24 protein-coding genes and 2 tRNA genes are annotated in these 24,588 nt (G+C 69.2%); 20 read left to right on the top strand and 6 right to left on the bottom strand.

Annotated elements, in window-relative coordinates:
- Positions 1–8 precede the first annotated feature (8 nt).
- The 3 genes from yidD to rpmH are packed head-to-tail and all read right to left on the bottom strand — an operon-like array spanning position 9 to position 892.
- Positions 9–407 carry a membrane protein insertion efficiency factor YidD gene (gene yidD, locus GE115_RS03635; protein ID WP_376765689.1) on the bottom strand — a complete coding sequence of 133 codons (399 nt, stop codon included), beginning with the start codon at positions 405–407 and terminating at the stop codon, positions 9–11.
- The gene (gene rnpA, locus GE115_RS03630; protein ID WP_312854871.1) at positions 400–747 is read right to left on the bottom strand and encodes a ribonuclease P protein component; all 348 of its coding nucleotides are present in this window, start codon (positions 745–747) and stop codon (positions 400–402) included. Before rnpA ends, yidD begins: the two co-directional genes overlap by 8 nt.
- 7 nt (positions 748–754) lie before the next feature.
- Positions 755–892, bottom strand: a complete 138-nt coding sequence (gene rpmH / locus GE115_RS03625) for a 50S ribosomal protein L34 (RefSeq protein WP_153683454.1) — start codon at positions 890–892, stop codon at positions 755–757.
- A gap of 424 nt (positions 893–1,316) precedes the next feature.
- Between rpmH and dnaA the strand changes: the two genes are divergently transcribed.
- From dnaA to GE115_RS03580, 9 genes are all read left to right on the top strand, one after another.
- Complete coding sequence (dnaA, locus tag GE115_RS03620; RefSeq protein ID WP_153683453.1) at positions 1,317–2,813, top strand: chromosomal replication initiator protein DnaA; 1,497 nt, start codon at positions 1,317–1,319, stop codon at positions 2,811–2,813.
- A 465-nt stretch (positions 2,814–3,278) separates the two neighbouring features.
- On the top strand, positions 3,279–4,427 hold the full coding sequence (dnaN, locus tag GE115_RS03615; RefSeq protein WP_312854870.1) for a DNA polymerase III subunit beta: 1,149 nt from the start codon (positions 3,279–3,281) through the stop codon (positions 4,425–4,427).
- Positions 4,428–4,493: 66 nt separating this feature from the next.
- The gene (recF, locus tag GE115_RS03610; RefSeq protein WP_312854869.1) at positions 4,494–5,681 is read left to right on the top strand and encodes a DNA replication/repair protein RecF; all 1,188 of its coding nucleotides are present in this window, start codon (positions 4,494–4,496) and stop codon (positions 5,679–5,681) included.
- Positions 5,674–6,237, top strand: coding sequence for a DciA family protein (locus GE115_RS03605; protein ID WP_246190534.1), 564 nt, complete (start codon positions 5,674–5,676; stop codon positions 6,235–6,237). Before recF ends, GE115_RS03605 begins: the two co-directional genes overlap by 8 nt.
- A 123-nt stretch (positions 6,238–6,360) precedes the next feature.
- The gene (gene gyrB, locus GE115_RS03600; RefSeq protein WP_153683451.1) at positions 6,361–8,376 is read left to right on the top strand and encodes a DNA topoisomerase (ATP-hydrolyzing) subunit B; all 2,016 of its coding nucleotides are present in this window, start codon (positions 6,361–6,363) and stop codon (positions 8,374–8,376) included.
- 79 nt (positions 8,377–8,455) lie between these two features.
- Positions 8,456–10,981: a DNA gyrase subunit A gene (gene gyrA / locus GE115_RS03595; RefSeq protein WP_376765695.1), complete on the top strand. Its 2,526-nt coding sequence runs from the start codon at positions 8,456–8,458 to the stop codon at positions 10,979–10,981.
- 8 nt (positions 10,982–10,989) lie between these two features.
- Positions 10,990–11,394, top strand: coding sequence for a DUF3566 domain-containing protein (locus tag GE115_RS03590; protein WP_153683449.1), 405 nt, complete (start codon positions 10,990–10,992; stop codon positions 11,392–11,394).
- A gap of 112 nt (positions 11,395–11,506) precedes the next feature.
- A tRNA-Ile gene (locus GE115_RS03585) sits at positions 11,507–11,580 on the top strand.
- A 43-nt stretch (positions 11,581–11,623) separates the two neighbouring features.
- Positions 11,624–11,696: transfer RNA gene (locus GE115_RS03580), tRNA-Ala, on the top strand.
- A gap of 70 nt (positions 11,697–11,766) precedes the next feature.
- Here the strand turns inward: GE115_RS03580 and GE115_RS03575 are convergent.
- On the bottom strand, positions 11,767–12,903 hold the full coding sequence (locus tag GE115_RS03575; RefSeq protein ID WP_246190533.1) for an ROK family protein: 1,137 nt from the start codon (positions 12,901–12,903) through the stop codon (positions 11,767–11,769).
- 205 nt (positions 12,904–13,108) lie between these two features.
- Here GE115_RS03575 and GE115_RS03570 point away from each other — a divergent pair, with 205 nt between their 5' ends.
- From GE115_RS03570 to GE115_RS03525, 10 genes are read left to right on the top strand one after another with little or no spacing between them, the layout of a single operon-like run.
- On the top strand, positions 13,109–14,044 hold the full coding sequence (locus tag GE115_RS03570) for a carbohydrate ABC transporter permease (RefSeq protein ID WP_153683447.1): 936 nt from the start codon (positions 13,109–13,111) through the stop codon (positions 14,042–14,044).
- Between the two features lie 9 nt (positions 14,045–14,053).
- Positions 14,054–15,007: a carbohydrate ABC transporter permease gene (locus GE115_RS03565; RefSeq protein WP_153683446.1), complete on the top strand. Its 954-nt coding sequence runs from the start codon at positions 14,054–14,056 to the stop codon at positions 15,005–15,007.
- Positions 15,008–15,065: 58 nt separating this feature from the next.
- Positions 15,066–16,418, top strand: a complete 1,353-nt coding sequence (locus GE115_RS03560; protein WP_246190532.1) for an ABC transporter substrate-binding protein — start codon at positions 15,066–15,068, stop codon at positions 16,416–16,418.
- A 16-nt stretch (positions 16,419–16,434) separates the two neighbouring features.
- Positions 16,435–17,958 (top strand): glycoside hydrolase family 36 protein, encoded by a 1,524-nt coding sequence (locus tag GE115_RS03555; protein WP_153683445.1) that lies wholly within the window; start codon positions 16,435–16,437, stop codon positions 17,956–17,958.
- Between the two features lie 35 nt (positions 17,959–17,993).
- A complete protein-coding gene (locus GE115_RS03550; RefSeq protein WP_153683444.1) occupies positions 17,994–19,445 on the top strand; it encodes a DUF4832 domain-containing protein in 1,452 nt (483 codons plus the stop codon).
- A gap of 20 nt (positions 19,446–19,465) precedes the next feature.
- A complete protein-coding gene (locus GE115_RS03545) occupies positions 19,466–20,284 on the top strand; it encodes an acyltransferase domain-containing protein (protein ID WP_153683443.1) in 819 nt (272 codons plus the stop codon).
- 49 nt (positions 20,285–20,333) lie between these two features.
- The gene (locus GE115_RS03540; RefSeq protein ID WP_153683442.1) at positions 20,334–20,924 is read left to right on the top strand and encodes a molybdopterin-dependent oxidoreductase; all 591 of its coding nucleotides are present in this window, start codon (positions 20,334–20,336) and stop codon (positions 20,922–20,924) included.
- Positions 20,921–21,682 (top strand): FAD-binding oxidoreductase, encoded by a 762-nt coding sequence (locus tag GE115_RS03535; protein ID WP_312854866.1) that lies wholly within the window; start codon positions 20,921–20,923, stop codon positions 21,680–21,682. Before GE115_RS03540 ends, GE115_RS03535 begins: the two co-directional genes overlap by 4 nt.
- A complete protein-coding gene (locus GE115_RS03530) occupies positions 21,679–21,942 on the top strand; it encodes a DUF6510 family protein (protein ID WP_216648743.1) in 264 nt (87 codons plus the stop codon). The genes GE115_RS03535 and GE115_RS03530 overlap by 4 nt, the downstream gene beginning before the upstream one ends.
- Before the next feature lie 5 nt (positions 21,943–21,947).
- Complete coding sequence (locus tag GE115_RS03525; RefSeq protein WP_153683440.1) at positions 21,948–22,391, top strand: NUDIX hydrolase; 444 nt, start codon at positions 21,948–21,950, stop codon at positions 22,389–22,391.
- 124 nt (positions 22,392–22,515) lie between these two features.
- On the opposite strand, the gene GE115_RS03520 is transcribed toward GE115_RS03525, so the two are convergent.
- Both GE115_RS03520 and GE115_RS03515 read right to left on the bottom strand, forming a co-directional pair.
- Entirely contained in the window at positions 22,516–22,761 is a 246-nt protein-coding gene (locus GE115_RS03520) for a hypothetical protein (protein ID WP_153683439.1), read from the bottom strand.
- A gap of 612 nt (positions 22,762–23,373) precedes the next feature.
- Positions 23,374–23,919 (bottom strand): hypothetical protein, encoded by a 546-nt coding sequence (locus GE115_RS03515; RefSeq protein ID WP_153683438.1) that lies wholly within the window; start codon positions 23,917–23,919, stop codon positions 23,374–23,376.
- Positions 23,920–24,038: 119 nt separating this feature from the next.
- Between GE115_RS03515 and GE115_RS03510 the strand changes: the two genes are divergently transcribed.
- Positions 24,039–24,584, top strand: coding sequence for a peptidylprolyl isomerase (locus tag GE115_RS03510; protein ID WP_153683437.1), 546 nt, complete (start codon positions 24,039–24,041; stop codon positions 24,582–24,584).
- Positions 24,585–24,588: the final 4 nt, after the last annotated feature.

Below are 24,588 nucleotides of genomic sequence, written 5' to 3'. Positions count from 1 at the left end.
GCGGGAGGTCAGGCCTTTCGGGAACTGGCGGCGGAGGGCACGGGCACCGCGGCCTCGTGCGAGTGGTCGGAGTGGTCGTGCGACTCGGCGGCGGTGTCGAACGGAACCCACGCGGCGGGCAGCACCCAGCCGAACCGGGTGACGCGGTAGCGGTGGTGGGCGGGCGGCCGCACGTCATCGATGCCGCCGGCGCTCCAGGGGTTGCACCGCAGGATGCGCCACGCCGTCAGGATGCCGCCGATGACGAGGCCGCGCTGCTGCACCGATCCCAGCCCGTACGCCGAGCACGACGGGTAGTAGCGGCAGACGTCGCCGTACAGGGGAGAGATGAGCTTGCGGTAGGCGCGAAGCACCAGGACACCGACGTTCCGCGGAACGAGGATGAGGAAGAGCGCCACGTCACGCACGGAATGCTCCATCCGTGCGGGCTGCGGCGCGGCGGAGTTCGTCGCGCAACGCCGAGAAGTCCGCGCCTGCCGCAGACGGCAGGGCGCGGACCACCAGGTCGAAGCCGGCGGCGCCGTCGCGGACCATCTCATGCCCGGCCGCCTTCAGGCGCCGGCGGACGAGATTGCGGCGGACGGCGGTGCCGACCTTCTTGGAGACGATGAAGCCGAAGCGCGCGTCGGAGCCCGCCTGCCGTGAACGCACATAGCTCACGGTGTGGGCACCGGCGACCTTCGCACCACGGCGCACGACACTGCGATAGTCGTCGGCGCTCGTGATGCGGTTGGCTTTGGCGAGCACCGAGTGACTACGCGGAGAGTTCGGTGCGACCCTTGCGGCGGCGAGCCGAGAGGATGGCGCGACCGGCGCGCGTGCGCATACGCAGGCGGAAGCCGTGCTTCTTGGCGCGGCGGCGGTTGTTCGGCTGGAAGGTACGCTTGCTCATTCTTCTTCTCCGGCGATTCGGATCTCCTCGAGCGATCGCGTCACACGTGCGGTCGTCGGGAAAACTGGGTGCCCGTGAGGGCTGCGGTCAACTGATTAAAACTACGGCCTGAACGGCGCGCGGTCAAACCGGCCGCCGGCTCGGGAGGCGCGGATCGAACTCGACAGTATCCCACGAGGCTGCGCGCGAGCTGTGGAACGACACGCGCGGGCGACTTGATCCCCGTTGCGGCATTTGTCGGGCGGGCGCTCATTCGGTACGGTTTGAGACCAGTTATCCCCAGCCTCGAACGCGGAATTCCGCGGTTTCGACAGGGACTGCCCACAGGCCGTGGATAACCGGTGAACACTTGCCCGGCGCCGCTTGTCACGTCGATCGGGGGACCGACGAGCGGCGCGGCGCGCGCAGACGATTGCGGGGAACGATGACGGAACAGCCCATCTCGGAGACGTGGGCGACGGTCCTCGACCGCCTCTCCGGCGACGCCGCCATCACCCCGATGCTGCAGGGGTTCCTGAACCTCGTCGAACCCAAGGGCATCGCGGCCGGCACCTTCTACCTCGAGGTGCCCAACGACTTCACGGCGAGCATGCTCAACCAGCGCATGCGCGTGCCGCTGCTCCAGGCGATGGGGTTCATCGAGGCAGCCAGCCCGGTGACCTCCTTCTACGTCGTCGTGAACCCCGAGCTGGAGGAGGCGCGCGCCGCCGAGTCGGGCGACGAGCTCTCGGCGCCGGCCGGTCCGGTCGGCATCGGCGGACTCTCCGCGACGATCGGGGGAGTCGGCTCCTCGTCCGGATACGACGACGGCCTCGCCGAGGCATCCGATTTCACGGGCGCCCCGCACCCGGTCTTCGAATCCGCGGGCGGCGACCGCCCGCGCGATTCCCGGCTGAACCCGAAGTACGCCTTCGACAGCTTCGTCATCGGCCAGTCCAATCGCTTCGCCCACGCCGCGGCCGTCGCCGTGGCCGAGGCGCCGGCCAAGGCGTACAACCCGCTGTTCATCTACGGCGACTCGGGCCTCGGCAAGACCCACCTGCTGCACGCCATCGGGCACTACGCGATGAGCCTGTACCCGGGAATCCGGGTTCGGTACGTGAGCTCCGAGGAGTTCACCAACGACTTCATCAACTCGATCGCGAACAATCGCGGCTCGCTGTTCCAGCAGCGCTACCGCAACATCGACATCCTGCTCATCGACGACATCCAGTTCCTCCAGGGCAAGGCGGAGACGCAGGAGGCGTTCTTCCACACCTTCAACACGCTGCACGATCACAACAAACAGGTCGTGATCACGAGCGACGTGCCGCCGAAGCACCTCACGGGCTTCGAGGACCGGATGCGCAGCCGCTTCGAGTGGGGCCTGATCACCGACGTCCAGGCGCCCGACCTCGAGACGCGTATCGCGATCCTCCGAAAGAAGGCACAGTCCGAGCGCCTCCAGGTGCCCGACGACATCCTCGAGTACATGGCCTCGAAGGTCTCCAGCAACATCCGCGAGCTCGAGGGAACCCTCATCCGCGTGACCGCGTTCGCGAGCCTGAACCGCACGCCGGTCGACATGCCCCTCGTGCAGACGGTGTTGAAGGACCTGATCACCGACGACACCGACAACGTCGTCGCGCCGGTCGACATCATCACGGTGACGGCCGACTACTTCAAGCTCACGGTCGACGACCTGTACGGCTCGAGCCGCTCGCAGGCCGTGGCGACGGCGCGCCAGATCGCGATGTACCTCTGCCGCGAGCTCACGAGCCTCTCGCTGCCGAAGATCGGGCAGCTCTTCGGCAACCGCGACCATACGACCGTGATGTACGCGAACAAGAAGATCTCCGAGCTCATGAAGGAGCGTCGGTCGATCTACAACCAGGTCACCGAGTTGACGGCACGCATCAAGCAGACCAGTCGCGTCCGCTGATCGGATGCCGCATCCGGTCGGATGTCGCATCGAATCGGATGCCCCGTCGCCCGCTCGTCCGCCCGCGGGAAGCGGTGCTTCGGCGCGCCCAGCGGGCCGCTCACGACCGTTCCCCACAAGTGTGGAAAAGCTGTGGATTGTTAACGAGCAACCGTCTGGCGGCTGGGGAGACGTCGGCATCGCCTGTGGATGGCGCGTCGAGGGCGACGACATCGCCGGACCGGATCCGACGCGGATTCCACACACCGTGCACAGACCCGACAGGCTCGGATCCGCACCCCTGCGCCGAACACCTCACACCATCCACAGTTTCCACAACGGTTAACACCGTTAAGAGAAAGAGTGATTGAAAGGGGGCGATCGGCAACCTCGTGATCGGGGCGCGCCCAGAGCGGTTCGCCCGGGACCGATCGGAGCCCAGCCGCTAGCATGGGTTCGATTCAGCACCTCCACGACGGGAGAACCGTGAAGTTCCAGGTCAATCGCGACGTCTTCAGTGAGGCCGTGTCCTTCGCCGTCAAGCTGCTGCCCCAGCGCACCACGCTGCCGATCCTCTCGGGCGTGCTCATCCAGGCGAGCGACAGCGGCCTCGTGCTCTCGTCGTTCGACTACGAGGTCTCCAGCCAGACCGAGATCCAGGCCGACGTCGAGGAGCCCGGCACCGTGCTCGTCTCGGGCCGCCTCCTGGCAGAGATCGCCGGCCGGCTGCCGAACGCGCCGGTCCGCATCGCGACCGAGGAGTCGCGAATCTCGGTGACCTGCGGTTCCGCGAGCTTCACGCTGCTCTCGATGCCGGTCGAGGAATATCCCTCGATCCCCGAGATCGGCGAGCAGACCGGCGTCGTCCCCGCCGACGAGTTCTCGGCCGCCGTCGCGCAGGTCGCCGTGGCCGCGTCGCGCGACGACGTCACGCCCGTCATCACCGGCGTGCAGCTCGAGGTGCGCGAGAACAGCCTGAGCCTCGTGGCCACCGACCGCTACCGCGTCGCGATCCGCGAGATCGCCTGGGACGGCGGCGCCGTGGCATCCGAAGAGACGCACACGGCGCTCGTGCCGGCGCGCACCCTGCAGGAGGTCGGCAAGACGCTCGGCCACTCGGGCACCATCACCGTCGCGATCACGAGCCGCGACGACCGCGAGCTGATCGCGTTCAGCGCCGACAAGAAGACCGTCACGAGCCTGCTCATCAAGGGCAACTTCCCGCCCGTGCGCCGGCTGTTCCCCGAGACCGTCGACAACTACGCCGTGATGAACACGGCCGACCTCATCGAGGCGACGCGACGCGTGGCGCTGGTGCTCGAGCGCGAGGCGGCACTCCGGTACTCCTTCTCCGCCGACGGGCTCACGCTCGAGGCGATCGGCAGCGAGCAGGCGCAGGCATCCGAGTCGATCGACGCGATCCTCACGGGCGACGACACGGTCGTCTCGCTGAAGCCCCAGTTCCTCCTCGACGGCCTCTCGGCCGTGCCGAGCGAGTTCGTCCGGATCTCGTTCACGAAGACCGAGAACCCGAACAAGCCTGGCCCGGTGCTGATCACGAGCCAGACCTCGCGCGAGCAGGCGGGCAACGACAGCTATCGCTACCTCCTCCAGCCCAACCTCCTGCTGCGCTGACCCGGCCGCCCGTCGGCGGCCGAGGGTAGCGTTGATCCGGTCGATCGAAGGGAAGGGGCCGCCAGCGTGCACGTCGAACGCCTCTCCCTCACCGACTACCGCAACTACGCGCGCGCCGAGCTCGAGCTGACGCCCGGGGCCACCGTGCTCGTGGGCCGCAACGGCCAGGGCAAGACGAACCTCGTCGAGTCCATCGGGTACCTCGCGACGCTCGGATCCCACCGGGTCTCCGGCGACCAGGCGCTGGTGCGAGCCGGTGCCGACGCCGCGATCGTGCGAGCGCTGCTCGCCCACGGCGACCGGAGGGTGCTGGCCGAGCTCCAGATCAACCGGCAGGGCGCCAACAAGGCGCAGCTCAACCGCTCGCCGGCCAAACCCCGCGACCTGCCTCGGTACGTGCACTCCGTGCTGTTCGCCCCAGAGGATCTCGCCATCGTGCGCGGCGAGCCCTCGGTGCGCCGTCGCCTGCTCGACGAGCTGCTCGTGCAGCGCGCCCCTCGACTCGCCGGGGTCATGGGCGACTACGACCGCGTGCTGAAGCAGCGCAATACGCTGCTCAAGAGCGCCAGGGCTCGAGGCCTGCGCGCCGATGCCCTGCCGACGCTCGACATCTGGGACGAACGTCTCGTCGCACTCGGATCCGAGATCATCGACCAGCGGGTCGCGCTGATCGGCGAACTGGCCGAACCGCTGCAGGCGGCCTACCGGTCGATCGTCGACGCCGACCACGGGCCGGCCGTCAGGCCGGTGCTGTCGATAGACGGGGCCGATCCCGACGACGCCATGCCCGAGGCATCCGCACCCGACGACGGGCAGGAGGGCGCGACCGGGCCGACCGGAGCGACCGCCGAACGGTTCGCCACCGCGCTGCGCGCGCATCGCAGCCGCGAGCTCGAGCGGGGCCTGACGCTCGCGGGCCCGCATCGCGACGACGCGCTCCTGCTGCTGAACGGCCTACCGGCCAAGGGCTACGCGAGCCACGGCGAGTCATGGTCGTTCGCGCTGGCGCTGCGCCTGGCATCCGCCGAGCTGCTGCGGCGCGACTCGGCGACGGGGGATCCGGTGCTGATCCTCGACGATGTGTTCGCCGAACTCGACCGCCTGCGGCGCGAGCGACTGGCGGGCGCGATCGCGGGCTTCGAGCAGGTGCTGGTGACCGCGGCCGTGCTCGAAGACGTGCCGGCACCGCTGACCGACCGGATCGTGCACATCGAGGCCGGTCGCATCGTCGAATCGGAGGCCGCCGATGCCTGATCGCATGCCCGTGCCCGACCGCACGCCGGCGCCCGACCGCACGCCGACGCCCAGCCGCGCGGGCGTGCCCGACCGCGGCCCCACCTCCGAGGCATCCCGCGTCTATCGGCACTTCCGCGAGATCTTCGGCGACGACCGCCCGCGACCGCGGTCGTCGCGCCGTGCGACGCCGCGCACCGGCAGCGAGCCGTTCACGCCCGGTCGCGACCCGCGCGCGCTCGGCGACGCGATCGACCAACTGTCGAGCCAGCTCGGCTGGAGCGGCCCGCTCTCGCAGCATGAACTCCTCGCGTCGTGGGCCGAGGTGGTCGGCGAGGACACCGCGCGCCACTCCGAGCCGATCGGCATCGAGGGGGGCGTGCTGCAGGTGCGGTGCGAGTCGACGGCGTGGGCGACGCAGCTGCGCATGATGCGCACCGACCTGGTCGCCCGCATCCTCGAGCGCTACCCGGGCGCGGGCGTCGAGACCATCCGGTTCCAAGGGCCGGACGCCCCCACCTGGAAATGGGGTCCCAGATCGGTTCCAGGGCGCGGTCCGCGCGATACCTACGGCTGAGAAGGCGAAAACGGTCGAGCCGGGTGTGAAATCGCCTCAGACGGCCGGTCCGGGGTCGCTCGGATGCCTCCGTTTGATAGGATCGATCGTCGCCAGTACGACGGTTTGGAGCCCGATTCACCCATGACAGCGGAACCGACGAAGGCCGAGCGCGCGCCTGAATACGGCGCAGATGAGATCCAGGTTCTCGAGGGCCTCGAAGCGGTTCGCAAGCGGCCGGGCATGTACATCGGCTCGACCGGCCCGCGCGGCCTCCACCACCTGGTGTACGAGATCGTCGACAACTCGGTCGACGAGGCGCTCGCGGGCTACGCCACCCTCATCGACGTGACGATCCTCGCCGACGGCGGCATCCGCGTGATCGACGACGGCCGAGGCATCCCGGTCGACCGGCACAAGACCGAGGGCCGCTCGACCGTCGAGGTCGTGCACACGGTGCTGCACGCCGGCGGCAAGTTCGGCGGCGGCGGGTACGCGGTCTCGGGTGGCCTGCACGGTGTCGGTGCATCCGTCGTCAACGCGCTCTCGTCGCGCTTCGAGGTCGAGGTTCGCCGGCAGGGCCACGTCTGGCGCCAGGCCTACGAGGTCGGCGTGCCCATGGCGCCCCTCTCGAAAGACGAGGCGAGCGACGAGACCGGCACCACGACCACGTTCTGGCCGAGCCGCGACATCTTCGAGACCGTCGAGTACGACTACGAGACGCTGCGGGCCCGCCTGCAGCAGATGGCCTTCCTCAACAAGGGCCTGCGCATCACGCTCACCGACCTGCGTCACGCCGGCGACAAGGCGGATCCGGCCGACGTCGACAACGTGACGGATGCCCCGGTCGAGGGGCCGCGCACCGACACCTTCCATTACGAGCGGGGTCTCGTCGACTACGTCGAGTACCTGAACCGGTCGAAGCGCGCCGAGCTCGTGAACGACGAGATCATCTCCTTCGAGTCCGAGGACACCGATCGCAAGATCGCGCTCGAGATCGCGATGCAGTGGACGACGGCGTACACCGAGTCGGTGCACACCTACGCGAACACCATCAACACGCACGAGGGCGGCACCCACGAAGAGGGGTTCCGCGCGGCGCTCACGACGCTCGTCAACAAGTACGCGCGCGAGAAGGGCATCCTCAAGGAGAAGGACGACAACCTCTCGGGCGACGACGTGCGCGAGGGGCTGACCGCCGTCATCTCGGTCAAGCTCAGCGAGCCGCAGTTCGAGGGCCAGACGAAGACGAAGCTCGGCAACACCGAGGCGAAGTCGTTCGTCCAGCGCGTCACCGGAGACCAACTCGGCGACTGGTTCGACCGCAACCCGGTGCAGGCGCGCGAGATCATCCGCAAGGCGCTCCAGGCGGCCACCGCCCGCATCGCGGCGCGAAAGGCTCGCGAGGCGACCCGGCGCAAGGGCCTGCTCGAGGGCGGCGGCATGCCCGGCAAGTTGAAGGACTGCTCCAGCAAGGATGCCTCGATCTCCGAGATCTTCATCGTCGAGGGCGACTCGGCCGGCGGCTCGGCGGTGCAGGGGCGAAACCCCGACACCCAGGCGATCCTGCCGCTGCGCGGCAAGATCCTGAACGTCGAGAAGGCCCGCCTCGACCGGGCGCTCGGCAACGCCGAGATCCAGGCGATGATCACCGCGTTCGGCACGGGTATCGGCGAGGACTTCAACCCCGAGAAGGCCAGGTACCACAAGGTCGTGCTCATGGCCGACGCCGACGTCGACGGCCAGCACATCACGACGCTGCTGCTGACGCTGCTGTTCCGCTACATGCGGCCGCTGATCGAGATGGGCTACGTGTACCTCGCGCAGCCACCGCTCTACCGCATCAAGTGGACCAATGCCGAGCACGAGTACGTGTACTCCGACCGCGAGCGCGATGCGCTGGTCACCGCGGGTACCGCGGCCGGCAAGCGGATCCCGAAGGAGAACGGCATCCAGCGCTACAAGGGCCTCGGCGAGATGAACCACCAGGAGCTGTGGGACACGACGATGAACCCCGAGTCGCGCACCCTCCTGCAGGTGACGGTCGACGACGCCGCGGCGGCCGACGAGATCTTCTCGACGCTCATGGGCGACGACGTCGAGAGCCGCAGGAACTTCATCCAGAAGAACGCGAAGGACGTGCGTTTCCTTGACATCTGACGTGATCGAGCCGGGCCAGCCCGGCACCGACGGCCCCGGCGTCCACGGGCGCATCGACCAGGTCGACCTGCAGCTCGAGATGCAGCGGTCGTACCTCGATTACGCGATGAGCGTGATCATCGGGCGTGCGCTGCCCGACGTGCGCGACGGACTGAAGCCCGTGCACCGCCGCGTCGTTTACACGATGTACGACGGCGGGTACCGCCCCGACCGCGCGTTCTCGAAGTGCACCCGCATCATCGGCGACGTCATGGGGCAGTTCCACCCCCACGGCGACTCCTCGGTCTACGACGCGCTGGTGCGCCTCGTGCAGCCGTGGTCGCTGCGCTACCCCCTCGCGCTCGGCCAGGGCAACTTCGGTTCGCCAGGCAACGACGGCGCCGCCGCGCACCGGTACACCGAGACCAAGATGGCCCCCCTCGCCATGGAGATGGTGCGGGACATCGAGGAAGACACGGTCGACTTCCAGGACAACTACGACGGCCGTACGCAGGAACCGACCGTCCTGCCCGCCCGCTTCCCGAACCTGCTGGTCAACGGCTCGGTCGGCATCGCGGTCGGCATGGCGACCAACATCCCGCCGCACAACCTTCGCGAGGTCGCCGCGGGTGCCCTGTGGGCGCTCGAACACCCCGACGCCACGCGCGAGGAGCTGCAGGAGGCGCTGATCCAGCGCATCAAGGGGCCCGACTTCCCGACCGGGGCGCAGATTCTCGGGCAGAAGGGCATCATCGACGCGTACCGCACGGGCCGCGGCTCGATCACGATGCGCGCGATCGTGAACGTGGAAGAGGTGCAGGGTCGCACCGCCCTGGTCGTCACGGAACTGCCGTACCAGGTGAACCCCGACAACCTCGCGATCAAGATCGCCGACCTCGCGAAGGACGGCAAGATCGGCGGTATCGCCGACATCCGCGACGAGTCCTCGGGCCGTACGGGCCAGCGCCTGGTGATCATCCTGAAGCGCGACGCGGTCGCGAAGGTCGTGCTGAACAACCTGTACAAGCACACGTCGCTCCAAGAGAACTTCGGCGCGAACATGCTGGCGATCGTCGACGGCGTGCCGCGCACGCTCTCGATCGACGGCTTCATCGCGCACTGGGTCGACCACCAGGTCGACGTCATCGTCCGCCGCACCGAGTACCGCCTGCGCGAGGCCGAGGCCCGCGCGCACATCCTGCGCGGCTACCTGAAGGCGCTCGACGCGCTGGACGAGGTCATCGCGCTCATCCGCCGGTCGCCGACGGTCGACGAGGCGCGTTCGGGCCTGATCGAGCTGCTCGACATCGACGAGGTGCAGGCGAAGGCCATCCTCGAGCTGCAGCTGCGTCGCCTCGCGGCGCTCGAGCGCCAGAAGATCATGGACGAAGCGGCCGAGATCGAGCGCCAGATCGCCGATTTCCGCGAGATCCTCGCGACGCCGACGCGTCAGCGGTCGATCATCGCCGACGAGTTGCGCGAGATCGCCGCGAAGTACGGCGACGAGCGGCGCACGCACATCATCCCCGGCTTCGACGGCGACATGTCCATCGAAGACCTCATCCCCGAAGAGGAGATGGTGGTCACCGTCACGCGTGGCGGCTACGTCAAGCGCACGCGCAGCGACAACTACCGTTCGCAGCACCGCGGTGGCCGTGGCGTGCGGGGCGCGGCGCTCCGCGCCGACGACGTGGTCGAGCACTTCTTCGTCACGACGACCCACCACTGGCTGCTGTTCTTCACCAACCAGGGCCGGGTGTACCGCGCGAAGACGTACGAACTGCAGGAGGGCGGCCGCGACGCCAAGGGCCAGCACGTCGCCAACCTGCTCGAACTCCAGCCCGACGAGCAGATCGCCGAGATCCTCGACATCCGCGACTACGAGGTGGCGACCTACCTCGTGCTCGCGACCCGCGACGGGCTCGTCAAGAAGACCGAGCTGACCGCGTACGACACCAACCGCTCCCGCGGCGTCATCGCGATCAACTTGCGCGAGAGCGACGAGCTCGTCTCGGCGATGCTCGCCGATGAGCAGGACGAGATCCTGCTCGTCTCGCGCAAGGGCATGTCGCTGCGGTTCGAGGCCACCGACGAGGCGCTCCGCCCCATGGGCCGGGCCACCTCGGGCGTCAAGGGCATGTCGTTCCGCGGTGACGACTCGCTGCTGGAGGCATCCGTCGTCGCCTCCTCCGATGACGATGCGGATGCCTCGGACGTCGAGGAGGTCGCCGGGCAGAAGCTCAGCGCGACCGACACCTACGTGTTCGTGGTGACCGAGGGCGGGTACGCGAAGCGCACCCGCATCGAGGAGTACCGCAAGCAGCAGCGCGGCGGACTGGGCATCAAGGTGGCCAAGCTGAACGGCGAACGCGGCGATCTGGCGGGCGCGCTGATCGTCTCGCGCACCGACGAGGTCCTTGTGGTTCTTGCCAGCGGCAAGGTGGTACGCTCTGACGTCGCCGAGGTGCCCGCGAAGGGCCGTGACACGATGGGCGTGGTCTTCGCGAAGTTCGCGCAGGACGATCGCATCATCGCGGTCGCGCAGAACTCCGAGCGGAACCTCGTCGAAGACGAGGACCCGGAGGGCACCGAGCCCGATGCGGCCCCCGTCGCGGAAGAGGAGTGAGCGTTTTCATGAGTAGCGTCGCCGACAAGTTGGCCCGCAAGTCCAACCGTCGCCCGCCGGCGAAGCAGGTTCGCCTGCGCCTGGTGTACATCGACTTCTGGTCGACGGTGAAGCTGTCGTTCCTCGTGGCGATCTGCCTCGCGATCGTGAACATCGTGGCGTCGTTCCTCGTGTGGACGGTGCTGAACTCGACCGGCATCTTCGACCTGGTGAACAACCTGGTGCAGGATGTCGCGGGCTCGGGCACCGATCTCACGGCGTTCCTCTCGCTGGGCAACGTCATGGGCTTCGCGGTGGTCGGTTCGCTGATCAACCTCGTCGTCACGACGGTGCTCGGTGCGGTCATCGCGGTGCTGTACAACCTCAGCGTGCGCATCACGGGCGGCCTGCTCGTCGGCTTCACCAACAACTGACGCCCACCCGGCGGTCGTGTAGGCGCGCCAGCGCCGTATCGAGACCCCGATTCGGACTTTCGTCGGCTGTCGGGTAGGCTTTCCTTCGGCCTGAAACGGCCGAAGGATCCCCGGGGATATAGCTCAGGCGGTTAGAGCGCTTCGCTGATAACGAAGAGGTCCGAGGTTCAAGTCCTCGTATCCCCACCCAGACAACTCCACATCCCGCGGATGCCACGGCAGCCGCCTCGGGGCCTTAGCTCAGTTGGTAGAGCGCCTGCTTTGCAAGCAGGATGTCAGGAGTTCGAATCTCCTAGGCTCCACTCATCCCGAACCCCTGGTCGTCGACCAGGGGTTCTTCCCATCTCGTGCCTGGTGTCCGGCATGAACCGCTCACGCCCGCACCAACCGCCTCGCCTGCTGCGGGTCGGGGAACGCGGTGCCGGTCGCGACGGCGTCCTCGAGCACGGCGTCGAGGTGCCGGGCGGCGAGGCTGATGCCGCCCATGGCCACGGCCTCCGACCCGAGGGTCGACGCGACTACGGTCGGCGGCAGGGGGCAGATCCGCGCGAGGGTCTCCTCGAAGCGGGGGAGGAACACGTCGGCGCCGGGTGCGCTGCCCCCGCCGATCACGAGCACCTCGGGATCGAACGCGAGCGTCATCGCGGCCGCCCCGACGGCGAGGTCGTCGGCGAACTCGTCGACCGCGGCGATGGCCGCCGGGTTGCCCGACCGCGCGAGGTCGAAGATCTGCTCTCGGGTCGGCCGCGGACTGCCGAGTACGTCGCGCCCGTACTGCTCGTTGAGCTCGGCCCACTTGAGCTCCGGCATCTCGCCGACGGTACCGGCAGCACCGTGCACGCCGCGGTGCACGCGACCGCCGACGATGGCGGCACCGCTCGTTCGCCTCCCGCACAGCACGTAGACGACATCGCTGAGGCCTCGTGCCGCGCCGAAGGCGAGCTCGGCGTGCGCGCCGAGCGGCACGTCGCCCTCGACGAGCACGGCACCGGCGAACTCGGCCGCGAATCGTTCGCGCAGGTCGAGCCCGACCCACCCGGGCATGCCGGTGCCGCCGAAGTGCAGGATGCGACCATCGGATCCGATCGCGCCGGGGGAGCCCACGGTGACGATCCACGGTGCCCCGCGGTCGAGGCCCGCGGTGCCGAGCACGCGGTCGCAGAGCTCCAACGTGACGGCGATGCGCGTCTCCGCGTCATCCGCTTCGGAGACCCGCTCCGAGGTGCGGCCGAGTACGGCGCCCGTGAGGTCGGTCAGGACGGCGAACACATGGTTCGCGCCGATGTCGACCGAGAGGAAGCACCCGATCTCGCGCGGGACGCCGTAGCTCATCGCGGGCCGGCCGACACCGCGCACGGATGCCGCGTCGGAGGCCGCGAGCCAACCCATGGCGGCGAGGTCCGAGACCACCGCGTCGACCGCGGTCCGGGAGAGCCCGGACGATGCGGCGAGTTCGCGAAGCGTCTGCGCCTCACCCATCACCGCGCGCAGGACGCCCAGGGAGTTCATCCTTCGCAGCAGCGACCGACTCCCCATCGACCCTGTCGACGCACTGAGCATCGCCTCCCGGGACATCCGTTCCTCCATCTTGCTTTTTATATCGCCATGTTGGATTATTAACCCGCTACCCCCAACACTAGCGGTTCCCACACCCGATTCACCCGTTCACTTGCGCCAATGCCGGCCGGTCCAGCAGGGCGCTGAGAGGCACCCGATGACTGCATTGCGCGAGGCACCGACGCGGCCGCCGACGACCCTCCGGTCGACGCCGCGGCGATCACGGCCCAGGGGAGACGGGCGTGTGGCCCTGTTCTTCATCGCCCCCGTCCTCATCGGCTTCGGCATCTTCTACCTGTACCCCGCGATCCGCGGCTTCTGGTGGTCGCTGACCGACTACAGCCTGCTCGCCGAGCCCGAGTTCATCGGCCTCGAGAACTACGCGAATGTCCTCCAGGACCCCGAGTTCTGGAACTCGATGGCGGTCACCTTCGCCTACGTCCTCATCAACGTCGGATCGCAGACCATCATCGCGCTGGTGCTCGCGGCGCTCATGCACCGACTCACCCGCTCCGTCGTGCTGCGAACGACCCTGCTGCTGCCGTGGCTCGTCCCGAACGTGACCGTCGCTCTCATCTGGCTGTGGCTGCTCGACACCAACCTCGGCTTCATCAACAAGGTCATCGAATCGATGGGCCTCGACGCCGTCGGCTTCTTCACCAACCCGTCGTTCACGATCCCCACGATCTCGCTCATCAACACGTGGGCCTATGTCGGGTACACGGCGCTCCTCTTCTACGCCGGGATGCTCCAGATCCCGCAGGACACCTACGAAGCGGCGGCGATCGACGGCGCCGGCGAGTTCCGAACCTTCTTCCGGATCACGCTGCCGCTGCTGCGTCCCATCCTCGCGCTGGTGCTCGTGGTGTCGCTCATCGGGTCGTTCCAGATCTTCGACACGATCGCCGTCACCACGAAGGGCGGACCGGTCAACGCCTCGAGGGTCATCTACTACTACATCTACCAACAGGCGTTCACGTACTTCGACATGGGGTACGCCGCGACGATGGCCATCCTGCTCGTCCTGATCCTGGGCGTGCTCACCTTCATCCAGCTGCGCCTCCTGCGCGCCTCGGAATCCCAGATCGCCTAGGAGGACTCGATGACGACCACCGCCCTCCCGCCCGTCCAACTCGAACCCGCCCCCGCGGAACCGCCGCGACCACCGCGAGGCAGCGGGCGCCGGCTCACCCCGGCCCGCCTCATCGGTTGGACGATCCTCGTCTTCGCGCTCGTGGCGACCCTGTTCCCCTTCTACTGGATGGTGAAGTCGGCGCTCACGCCGGCCGCAGACATCATCGGCGACGCCGGCAACCTCTGGCCCACGAACCCGACGATGGTCAACTTCGCCCGCGTGCTCGGGCTGCTCTCCGCCGAGGAGACGCGCGCGGCCGGCGGCAGCGGGGCATCCATCAACTTCGCGCTCTACGTGTGGAACTCGATCGTGTACTGCGCACTGATCGGCTTCTTCCAGACGCTGTTCTGCGCCATGGGCGGCTACGCGTTCGCCCGCCTGCGATTCCGCGGCCGCGAGTTCCTGTTCGGCCTGCTCATCGCCGCCCTCATGGTGCCCGGCATCTTCACGCTGCTGCCCAACTTCGTGCTCGTGCGCGACCTCGGCCTGCTCAACACGGTCTGGGGCATGGTCGCGCCGAGCCTGCTGATGACGCCGTTCGCCCTCTTCTTCCTCCGGCAGTTCTTCCTCAACATCCCGCGCGATGTCGAGGAGGCCGCGATGATCGACGGCGCCGGCAAGATCCGCATCTTCTGGCGGGTCGTGCTCCCGATGTCGCAGGGGCCGCTGATCACGATCGGGCTGATCACGGTCGTCTGGGCGTGGAAGGACTACCTCTGGCCGCTGCTCATCGGCCGCGACGAGTCGGTGCGCACCGTCACCGTCGCGCTCGGCGTCTACCTGCAGCAGTCGCCGAACACCCAACCCGACTGGACCGGCCTGATGGCGGCGTCCACGCTCTCGGTGATCCCGGTCGCGCTGCTGCTCGTCTTCCTCGGCCGTCGCATCGTCGAGTCCCTGAACTTCACCGGCATCAAGTGAAGGTCCCATCCATCCGCAACACCCATCAGCAACACACGACGAAGGAGTGCGTGCCATCATGAAGCGCAACACCGCCCTGCGCCTCGCAGGGATCACCACCGCGGGCATCGTCCTCGCGATGACCGCGGGATGCTCCGCCGCCGGCGGAGACGACGGCGGCGCCGTCACCCTCGACTACTGGTTGTGGGACGACGCGCAACTGCCGGCCTACCAGCAGTGCGCCGACGAGTTCACCGAGGCCAACCCAGACATTCAGGTCGAGATCACCCAGTACGGCTGGGGCGAGTACTGGACCAACCTCGCGACGCAGATCGCCGCGGGCAGCGCCCCCGACGTGTGGGTCAACCAGGCCTCGTACTACCCGCAGTTCGTCGCCGACAAGCAGATCGAGGATCTCCAGCCCTTCCTCGACGAGGATGACTCGGCCGTCGACTTCGACGCGTACGTCCCGGGTCTCAGCGACATCTGGGTCGTCGACGGTGCACGCTACGGCCTGCCCAAGGACTGGGACACGATCGGCCTGGTCGTGAACAAGCAGGCGATCGCCGACGCCGGCCTCGACGAGGCGAGCCTGCAGGATCTCACCTGGAACCCCGACGACGGCGGCACCTTCGAGGAGGCCATCGCGAAGCTCACCGTCGACCAGGCCGGCAGGCACGGCGACGACCCCGCCTTCGACAAGGACAACGTCGCCGTCTACGGCTTCCTGCCCGAGTGGGCCGACGGCTCCGCGGGCCAGAACCTGTGGGGCAACCTCGCCCAGTCCAACGGCTTCACCTACTCCGACGTGAACCCGTTCGGCACGGAGTTCAACTTCGACTCGCCCGAGCTCGTCGAGACCATCGACTGGATCTCGTCGCTCCAGGCGAAGGGGTACGCGCCGCCGTTCGACCAGCAGTCGACGCTCTCCCGGCTCGAGGTGCTCCAGTCGGGCGCGGGCGCGATGACGAGCATGGGTTCCTTCAACCAGCTCATGTTCAAGGATGTCGCGGCCGACTACGTCTTCGCGGCGCTGCCCACCGGCCCCGAGGGGCGCAAGTCCGCGATCAACGGGCTGAGCGACGCGATGTACGCGGGCGGCGAGCACAAGGACCAGGCGTGGGAGTGGATCAAGTACCTGGCGTCGGGCGACTGCCAGTCGGTCGTCGGTGAGACGGGCGTGATCTTCCCGGCCGACACCGCGGCCTCCGAGGCATCCGTCGCCGCGCGCGCCGAGCTCGGGCTCGACGCCTCCGTCTTCCTCTCGTACTCCGAGGAGGAGGACGGCACGTTCCTGATCCCGATCAGCTACAACGGCGCCGAGATGAACCAGATCGTCCAGGACGCCATCCAGAGCGTCGCCCTGGGTACGGCCGAGGCCGAGGCGGCGCTGACCGACGCCAACGCCAAGGTCAACGCCCTCTTCGAGTAAAGGAAACGACCGAAACATGCTCATCGATCTCGCCAAGTTCGCCGGACTCGTCCAGCTCGGAGACCTGTCACTGCCGCTCCGGGCCGACGGCGCACCCCGCGCCCTCGGGGACCGCGAGTACCTGATCCCGTCGGGGTCGGTCACCGTGGTCCACCCGGTCGAGGCGACCGAGTTCTTCCGTCACGGCTGGAACTCGTGGAGCCCGTCGGGCTGGCGGCACGTCGGCGATGCGCCCCTGCGCATCCACGGCAGCCCCGAACGGCTGCTCACCGCCGACGATGCGAAGAACGACACCCCGCACGCCCACTCGGGCAGCGCGGTCGGTGCGATCGCGCTGGCGGACGGCGAGATCCTCCTCCTCGGGGCGCTCGGCCTGGGCGCCCCGAGGGTGGGGGCCACGGCCACCACCCTCTGGGGGACCGTGGAGGAGCCCGACGGCGAGTGGTTCCTCGCCCGCGGTCCCGAGCAGGAGGTGTTCACGCGCTACGCGCAGCTCGTCGCCGAGCGGTTCGGCGCGCGCGAGGGCCGGGCGGGACGGGTGTGGTGCAGCTGGTACTCGTTCTACGAGCACATCAGCGAAGACCTGGTGCGCCGGACCGTGGCCGACCTCGCCGACCTGCCGTTCGACGTCGTCCAGCTCGACGACGGATGGGAGCGGTCGGTCGGCGACTGGGAGGCGAACGAGCGCTTCCCGTCAGGCATGGCCGCGACGGTCCGCACGATCACCGACGCGGGGTTCCGGGCCGGGCTCTGGCTGTCGCCGCTCATCGCCCTGCCGCACTCCGACTTCGCGGTGCATCGTCCCGACCTGCTCGTGCAGGGCACCGACGGCCGGCCGATGGTCGCCGGGTACAACTGGGGCGGGCCGTACTACGCGCTCGACACCACGCAGGAGGAGGTGAAGGCGCACCTCCGAGAGCTGTTCACCCGGGTGGTCGGCGAGTGGGGCTTCACGTACCTCAAGCTCGACTTCATGTACGCGGGCGCCCTCGAGGGCGGTCGCAGCGAACCCGTGCACCGCGAGCAGGCCTACCGCGACGCCGTCGCCCTCATCCGCGAGACGGTCGGCGACGACGTCTACCTGCTCGGCTGCGGCGTGCCGATCATCGCGTCCGCCGGCGTCTTCGACGGCGTGCGCGTCGGGCCCGATGTCGCCCCCTTCTGGGAGAACGCGGAGCGCCCGGGCGACCCGACGGGCGTCGGCGCCAAGAACGCGTTCCTCGCCTCCATCCATCGCAGCTGGCTTCGGCCCGTCTTCGAGACCGACCCCGACGTCGTCTACTTCCGCCGCCGGCGGAGCCTGCTCGACGACGACCAGCGCCGCCTGCTCGAGGATCTCGCGACCGTCCTCGGCTTCAAGTCGACCTCGGATCCGGTCGACTGGCTCGCCGACGACGAGGTGCTCGAGCTGCGCGACTGGCTCGAACGCCGCGAAGAGGTGGCCCAGCTGGGCCGCTACGTGTTCCGCATCGACGACCGGGTGGTCGACCTCGGCCCGTTCGTCACCTATCCGGCACCACCCAGCACGATCGCCAACTGATCCAGCGCGGTCGGAACCGATCAAAGGAGTCGAACATGACGACGTCGTCAGCTCGGAGAACGCTCATCGGGGGCGCGGCGCTCGCTGCCGCGCTCGCCCTCGCGCTCGGAGGCGCCGTGCCCGCCGCGGTCGCGGAACACGGCGACGGTCGTGGCCCCGCCCACGACGAGTGGCGGGCGCTCGCGCCGGCGGGGGAGCCTGAGAGCAACCCCCTGAAGGGGTTCATCCCGTTCGCGGGCGACTACCCCGATTTCCCGCACTCGATGGAGTGGTCGTACTTCCCGCTGAACGCGGTGATGACCGGGCCGTCGACGTTCGACTGGACCACGGTCGAGGCCACGCTGGATGAGGTGGCCGCCCGCGGGCACCAGACCACCATGCGCTTCTACCTGGACTACCCGCAGCGCGAGAGCGGCATCCCGCAGTTCCTGCTCGACGGGGGGCTGGAGACCTACCCGTACACCGAGTTCGGCAACTCGACGAGCGTCATCCCCGACTACGACGACCCGAACCTGATCGCCGCGCTCGACGCGTTCGTCGCCGAGTTCGGCGCGCGGTACGACGGCGATCCGCGGCTCGGATTCGTCCAGGCCGGCCTCATCGGGTTCTGGGGCGAGTGGCACACCTGGCCGTACAACGGCGAGGCGGGGCTGCCCGACCGCATGCCGACCGCCGAGCACCAGGCCGACGTGCTGGCCGACTTCATCGACGCGTTCGAGGAGACCGACATCGAGGTGCGGTACCCGAGTGCCGCGAATGCGAACCTCGACGTCGGCTACCACGACGACTCGTTCGCGCTCACGACGAAGCCGAGCCCGTACGGCTGGTACTTCATGGACCAGATGATCGCAGCGGGCGCGACCGAGAAGTGGAAGACGAACTCGATCGGCGGCGAACTGCGGCCCGAGCTGCAGTCGTGCATCTTCAGCGAGGCCGGATGCCCCGTGATCCAGGAGGGCGGCGACAACGACTTCGCCGGCAGCGTCGAGGTGACGCACGCGAGCTGGCTCATCAACCACTACGCGTTCGCGACCGGGTACACGGGTGCCGACCGCCAGCGGGCGATCGACGGTGCGCGGTCGCTCGGCTACTCGCTGCGGGTCGTCGAGGCCGCGGTCGAGGCGCCGCCGCGCCGCGGCGATCGGGACGACCGAGACGACCGGCTCGATGTCGCGATCGCCGTGGAGAACGTCGGCATCGCGCCGTTCGCCTACGACTGGCCGATCACCATCGCGCTCGCGGACTCGCGCGGCCGAGTGGTCGAGCAGTGGACCTCGCCGTGGACCCTCGACCAGGTCGCCAGCGGCGAGCAGGTGCGCTTCGAGGGCGACTTCGGCACGAGCGGCGTCCGCCCCGGCCGCTACACGGTGCTCGTGCAGGGCACGAACCCGCTTGCGACCGGCCAGCCGGTCCGGTTCGCCAACGCCGACCAGGATGCCTCGGTCGACGGTTGGCTGTCGATCGGGAGCACCGTCCTCACCCGGTGATCCCCGATCGGCACGATGGCGTGGGGCGGCACAACCGCCCCGCGCCGTCGGCGTTCCCCGGCGCCGCGGCCGCGACGGACGCCGAGGTGCTCGGCTTGGCGCCGGTCGAGGCGTCCGCCCGGCCGGACGTGACCGCTCGGTTGCGCGCGGCTGTGCTGAGCGAGTCGAAGCCGCATCCCGACGCGTCGGGCCCGGTCGGCGTCGCGAGCGATGCCGTCCAGGTCGACACCGACGCGAGCGACGCCGAACTCCTGGCCTCCCTCGTCGAGCTCGTCCCCGATGCGCTGACGCGGCACCGCCGACTCGGCATCCCCGGCGACGTCACGCGCGCGACCCTGCTCGACGTCGGCCGCAAGCATCGCCTCTACGGCGCCGCGAACGTGCTCGACTGGCTGCTCGAGATCCTGCGCGGCGACGTCGTCGAGCTCGGCCGCCTGCAGGTCTCCCGCCGTCGCGAGCGGTACGGGCACGCGGTCCACATCCCCGAGCTCGGCCCGCTCGATCCCGGCGCCGTCGACCGATCGATCGCCCGCATCGCGGCGTTCACGCGCGCCGATCGCCTGCAGTGCACGAGCTGGCTGCTCGATCCCGTGCTGCAGGCCGAGCTGCCCGACAGCAACATCGCGGCCTTCGCCCGCCGGTTCCAGCTCGTCGATCACGTGGAGCCGAGCGCCGAGGCGAGCGCCGAGGCATCCCGCTTCGTCTTCCGGGAATCGGCGGAGCGCGTTCGCGACGCCGACGCCGTGCAGCCGCGCACCCGGCTCGAGCGGGTCGTCGCCGAGCGCTTGCGCACCGGTTCCGACTGGTCGGAGCCGACGGGGATCCTCGAGCTGCGGTGACATCCGCCGCCGCCCTCACTAACGTGAGCAGGAGCGGAGGGAGCACGACATGTCGTTCATCACGCGAGGGTTCTCGGGTCGGTCGCGCGATCGAGACGAACGGCTGCCCCCCGGGCAGACCCTGGTCGAGGACTGGCCGGTGCTGTCGGCGGGGCCGACCCCCGACGTCTCGACCGACGAGTGGCGCTTCGAGGTACGCACCGAATCGGGCCGCCACGAGTGGTCGTGGGACGAGATGCAGGCGCTCGGCGTCGAAGACGTGACCGTCGACATCCACTGCGTGACGCACTGGTCGAAGCTCGGCATGGCCTGGCGCGGCGTGCCGCTCGACCGGATCTTCGAGGAGGTCGAGACGAGCCACGACTACGTGATGGCCCACAGCTACGGCGGCTACACGACGAACGTGCCGCTCGACGAGCTGCTCGACGGCCAGGCGTGGATCGCGTTCGAGGCCGACGGCGAGCCCCTCGATCCCGAGCACGGCGGCCCGGCCCGCCTCCTCGTGCCGCACCTCTACTTCTGGAAGAGCGCGAAGTGGATCCGCGGCCTCGTCACCATGCCGACCGACGACCCGGGTTTCTGGGAGCAGAACGGCTACCACCTGCACGGCGACCCGTGGACCGAGGAGCGCTATTGGTGACGCGCGCCGCCTGGCACGTCGCGACAGTCGCCGAGGTGCGCGACGAGACGCCGACCGCACGGCGCCTGACCCTCGAGGTCCCGACCTGGCCCGGCAACGAGGCCGGTGCGCACCTCGACCTGCGGCTGACCGCACCAGACGGTTACCAGGCGACCCGGTCCTACTCCATCGCCTCGTCGGGTGACGGAACCCGGGTGGTGTTGGCCGTCGCCGAGGTGCCCGAGGGCGAGGTATCGCCGTTCCTCGTGCACGACCTGCGTGCCGGCGACCAACTCGAGGTGCACGGACCGCTCGGTGCCTACTTCGTCTGGCGCCCGGGCGGTGCGGCGGCGGGGGCTGAGGCGTCCCCGCTCCGTCCGGTCCAGCTGATCGGCGCCGGTTCGGGCGTCGTCCCGTTGGTCGCGATGGCGGCCGCGCACGACGAGGGGGCGGATGCCACGCCGTTCCGCCTGCTCTATTCGGTGCGCACACCCGCCGACGTGTTCTTCGCCGACGAACTCCGCGCGTTCGCCGAGGCGCCTGCGCCGACGCGCCTCGGGCTCGACCTCGTCTACACGAGGGATGCCCCGGCCGGAGCCGCCCGCCCGCCCGGCCGCCTCACGCCGGACCTGGTGGCCGAGCTCGCCTGGCCGGTCGAGCAGCGGCCCAGGATCTTCATCTGCGGACCGACGCCGTTCGTCGAGGCGGTCGCGGGCTGGTTGGTCGCGGCCGGCCACGCCCCCGAGGCCATCCGCACCGAGCGATTCGGAGGGGCATGATGCAGCACGTCGATGGGAACGCGCTGGCCGGCGACCTGGCCGACCTGTTCGGGGTCGACCTCACGGCGATGATCGCGTCCTGCGCGCACTGCGGGGCACGGGGTCCGGTCGCAGGGCTCGTGGTCTTCCGCACGGCGATGGGATCCGTCGGCCGGTGCGCCCACTGCGATGCGGTGCTCGTGGTCGTCGTCGAGCACGAGGGCCGTGCTCGCGCGAGCCTCGGCGGGCTGCGGGCCTTGGAGGCCGCGCCGGTACAGTGACGGGCATGGACATCCGCATCGCCGCGTACGGCGTCATCATCGACGGCGACCGCATGCTGCTGTCCCACTGGAACGAGCACGGCCGATCCGGCTGGGCGCTTCCCGGGGGCGGCATCGAGGGGAGCGAGCATCCGGCGGAGGCTGCGCGGCGCGAGATCTTCGAGGAGACGGGGTACGAGGCATCCATCGATCGGCTCCTCGGCATCGACACGATGGTGATCGGGGCGTCGAAGCGGCACCGGGGGGCCGCGCCGCTCTACGCGATGCGCGTGGTCTACCGCGCGACCGTGACGGGCGGTGAACTGCGCAACGAGGTCGGCGGTTCGAGCGACGAGGCCCGCTGGTTCACGCTCGCGGAGGTGCCGGATCTCAAGCGCGTCGGCCTCGTCGACATCGCGCTGCGGCTGAACGCCGCCGAACCGGCCGACGGGGTGCCGCCCGTCGCCTGAGCGTCCACAGGGTTCGGGTGGATCGACCCGGCCGGCGACCCGGACGATCCCCGAACGCGGAACGACCCCGTCCGGAGCGGACGGGGTCGTTCTGGCGGCGTTCCCTGGGCGGCGGCCATGGCCGTCAGAGCGACGCGCGCGTCGAGATGGTCACGCCGGCGAAGGCGCCGTCGCGCAGCGACGAACCGATGGCGGCGTTGCGGCGGGACTGGGCCACGGCCTCGTGCGTGAGGCGCGCGTCCTGGCGGCGACCCCACGCGACGAGCGCGAGGCCCATCCGGATCGCGAGCCGCTCGCGAGCGAGACGTGCTCGTCGGCGGACCTGGTCGGTGCTCCCTGCGGAGCTGAGGGCGGTGAGCGTGGTATTCACGTTTTCCTTCTGTTCTTCTTCTTCGAGGATGCCGGTCGCGCGGTCGCGAGATCGGCGGTGGTGCGGGTGAGTGGGTTCGGTGCGGATGTCTCGAGCGCGTCGAGGCCTCCTGCAAGGTCGACGAGCGGGGCATCCACGCATCGACAGCAGCGGAGGAGCCGACCTGCGCGCCGACGCGATCAGATGGCGTCGCGTCGGCGATCGGAGGCGATCATCCGAGGAGGGATCGCGTCGGACGCGGTCGCTCCGGCGACGGCGTCGATCGACGCGGATCGTGCGTCAGACGGCGGACAACCGCATCGGCACGGGGCGTGGAGCCTTCAGCGTGGCGTTCGCGAGGTGCGAAGCCCGGGCTGGCTCAGCCGGCGGCGCTGGTGAGGGCGAAGCCGGACGGCGTATACGTGAGCTGCATCATCGGTCATCACTCCTCTCAGAAATTCAGCGAACCGAGAAGGACACTAGCGAAGTTTCGGCCGCGGGCGCAAGCATCGATGCGCACGAATCGGGAATTCGCCCGAATGTTCAGTGCAGGCCCTGAGGGACGGCGGAAATCGGCGCGCAGACGACGAACGGCCTCCCACGGAAGCGGGAGGCCGTTCGATCAGCGGTGCGTCAGAGCGCGGGAGAGTCGGGCGATGATGCCGGGGACGCTCCCGTCGGCGGCAGCGGCTCGTCGTCGGCGACCCAGAGCTCGTCGTCGGCTCGGAACGTCTGCCACACGGCGTACGCGACACCGGCGGCCGCGACCACCGCGGCGCCGATCGCGACGTAGGTGCCGAAGCCCGGGCCGTTCTTCTTCTCGGCGACGGCCACCGCGCGCGGCGAGATCCGCCCGACGGCGCGCTTCACCCGCACGTCGTTGGCGATGTCGCCGATCGAGAGCACCGAGCCCAGCACGCTGCCCAGCGTGCGCTCGGCGGTGTCGCCCGCGGTGCGAGCGAGGCCCTTGGCCTGCTCGAAGCCCGGGCGCACGTACGTCTCGTATCCGGTTCGCACGCGCGGCACGACCTCTTCGCGGGTCAGGTTGCCGAGTTGGCGGCTGGCCTCACGCGCGATGGCGTTGGCCTCGTCGAGCACGTGCTGCTGGTTCCCCCACAACTCCTCCGCACTCGCGCGCAACCGCTTGAGTTCCTTCTTGCGCTTGCGTGACAGGCTCATACCGACCTCCATCGTTGTGCAGCGAGTTCTCCCATCTTGCCACCGAACCGGCTGGAAACGGGATGGGAGTCCAGTTGGGGCATGGCGGTTGACGAAATGGGGCGTGAGAGAATATGGGAATGCCGATTCCTACCGCTGTCGCCACGCTGCACACCAACCACGGGCCGATCGAGGTCGAGCTCTACGGCCACCACGCGCCGAAGACCGTCAAGAACTTCGTCGGTCTCGCGACCGGCGAGATCGAGTGGACGCACCCGGCCACCGGCAAGAAGAGCACCGACCCGCTGTACGACGGCGTGATCTTCCACCGCATCATCCCGGGCTTCATGATCCAGGGCGGTGACCCGCTCGGCCAGGGCGTCGGCGGGCCCGGCTACCAGTTCGACGACGAGATCAACCCCGAGCTCGACTTCACCGAGCCCTACGTGCTCGCCATGGCGAACGCCGGCCTCGACCGCATCACGGGCGGCGGCACGAACGGCTCGCAGTTCTTCATCACCGTCGGCCCGACGACGTGGCTGCAGGGCAAGCACACGATCTTCGGCAAGGTGACGGATGCCGCAAGCCAGGCCGTCGTCGACAAGCTCGCGAAGGCACCGACCGACGGCCGCGACAAGCCGCTCGACGACATCGTCATCGAGCGCGTCACCGTCGAGGCGCGCTGACCCG

It is taken from the genome of Agromyces agglutinans, assembly GCF_009647605.1.
In the GTDB taxonomy this organism is placed as follows: Bacteria; Actinomycetota; Actinomycetes; order Actinomycetales; family Microbacteriaceae; genus Agromyces; species Agromyces agglutinans.
The sequence above is the reverse complement of the archived record's forward strand: the minus strand, read 5'-3'. Positions and strand labels throughout refer to the sequence as shown.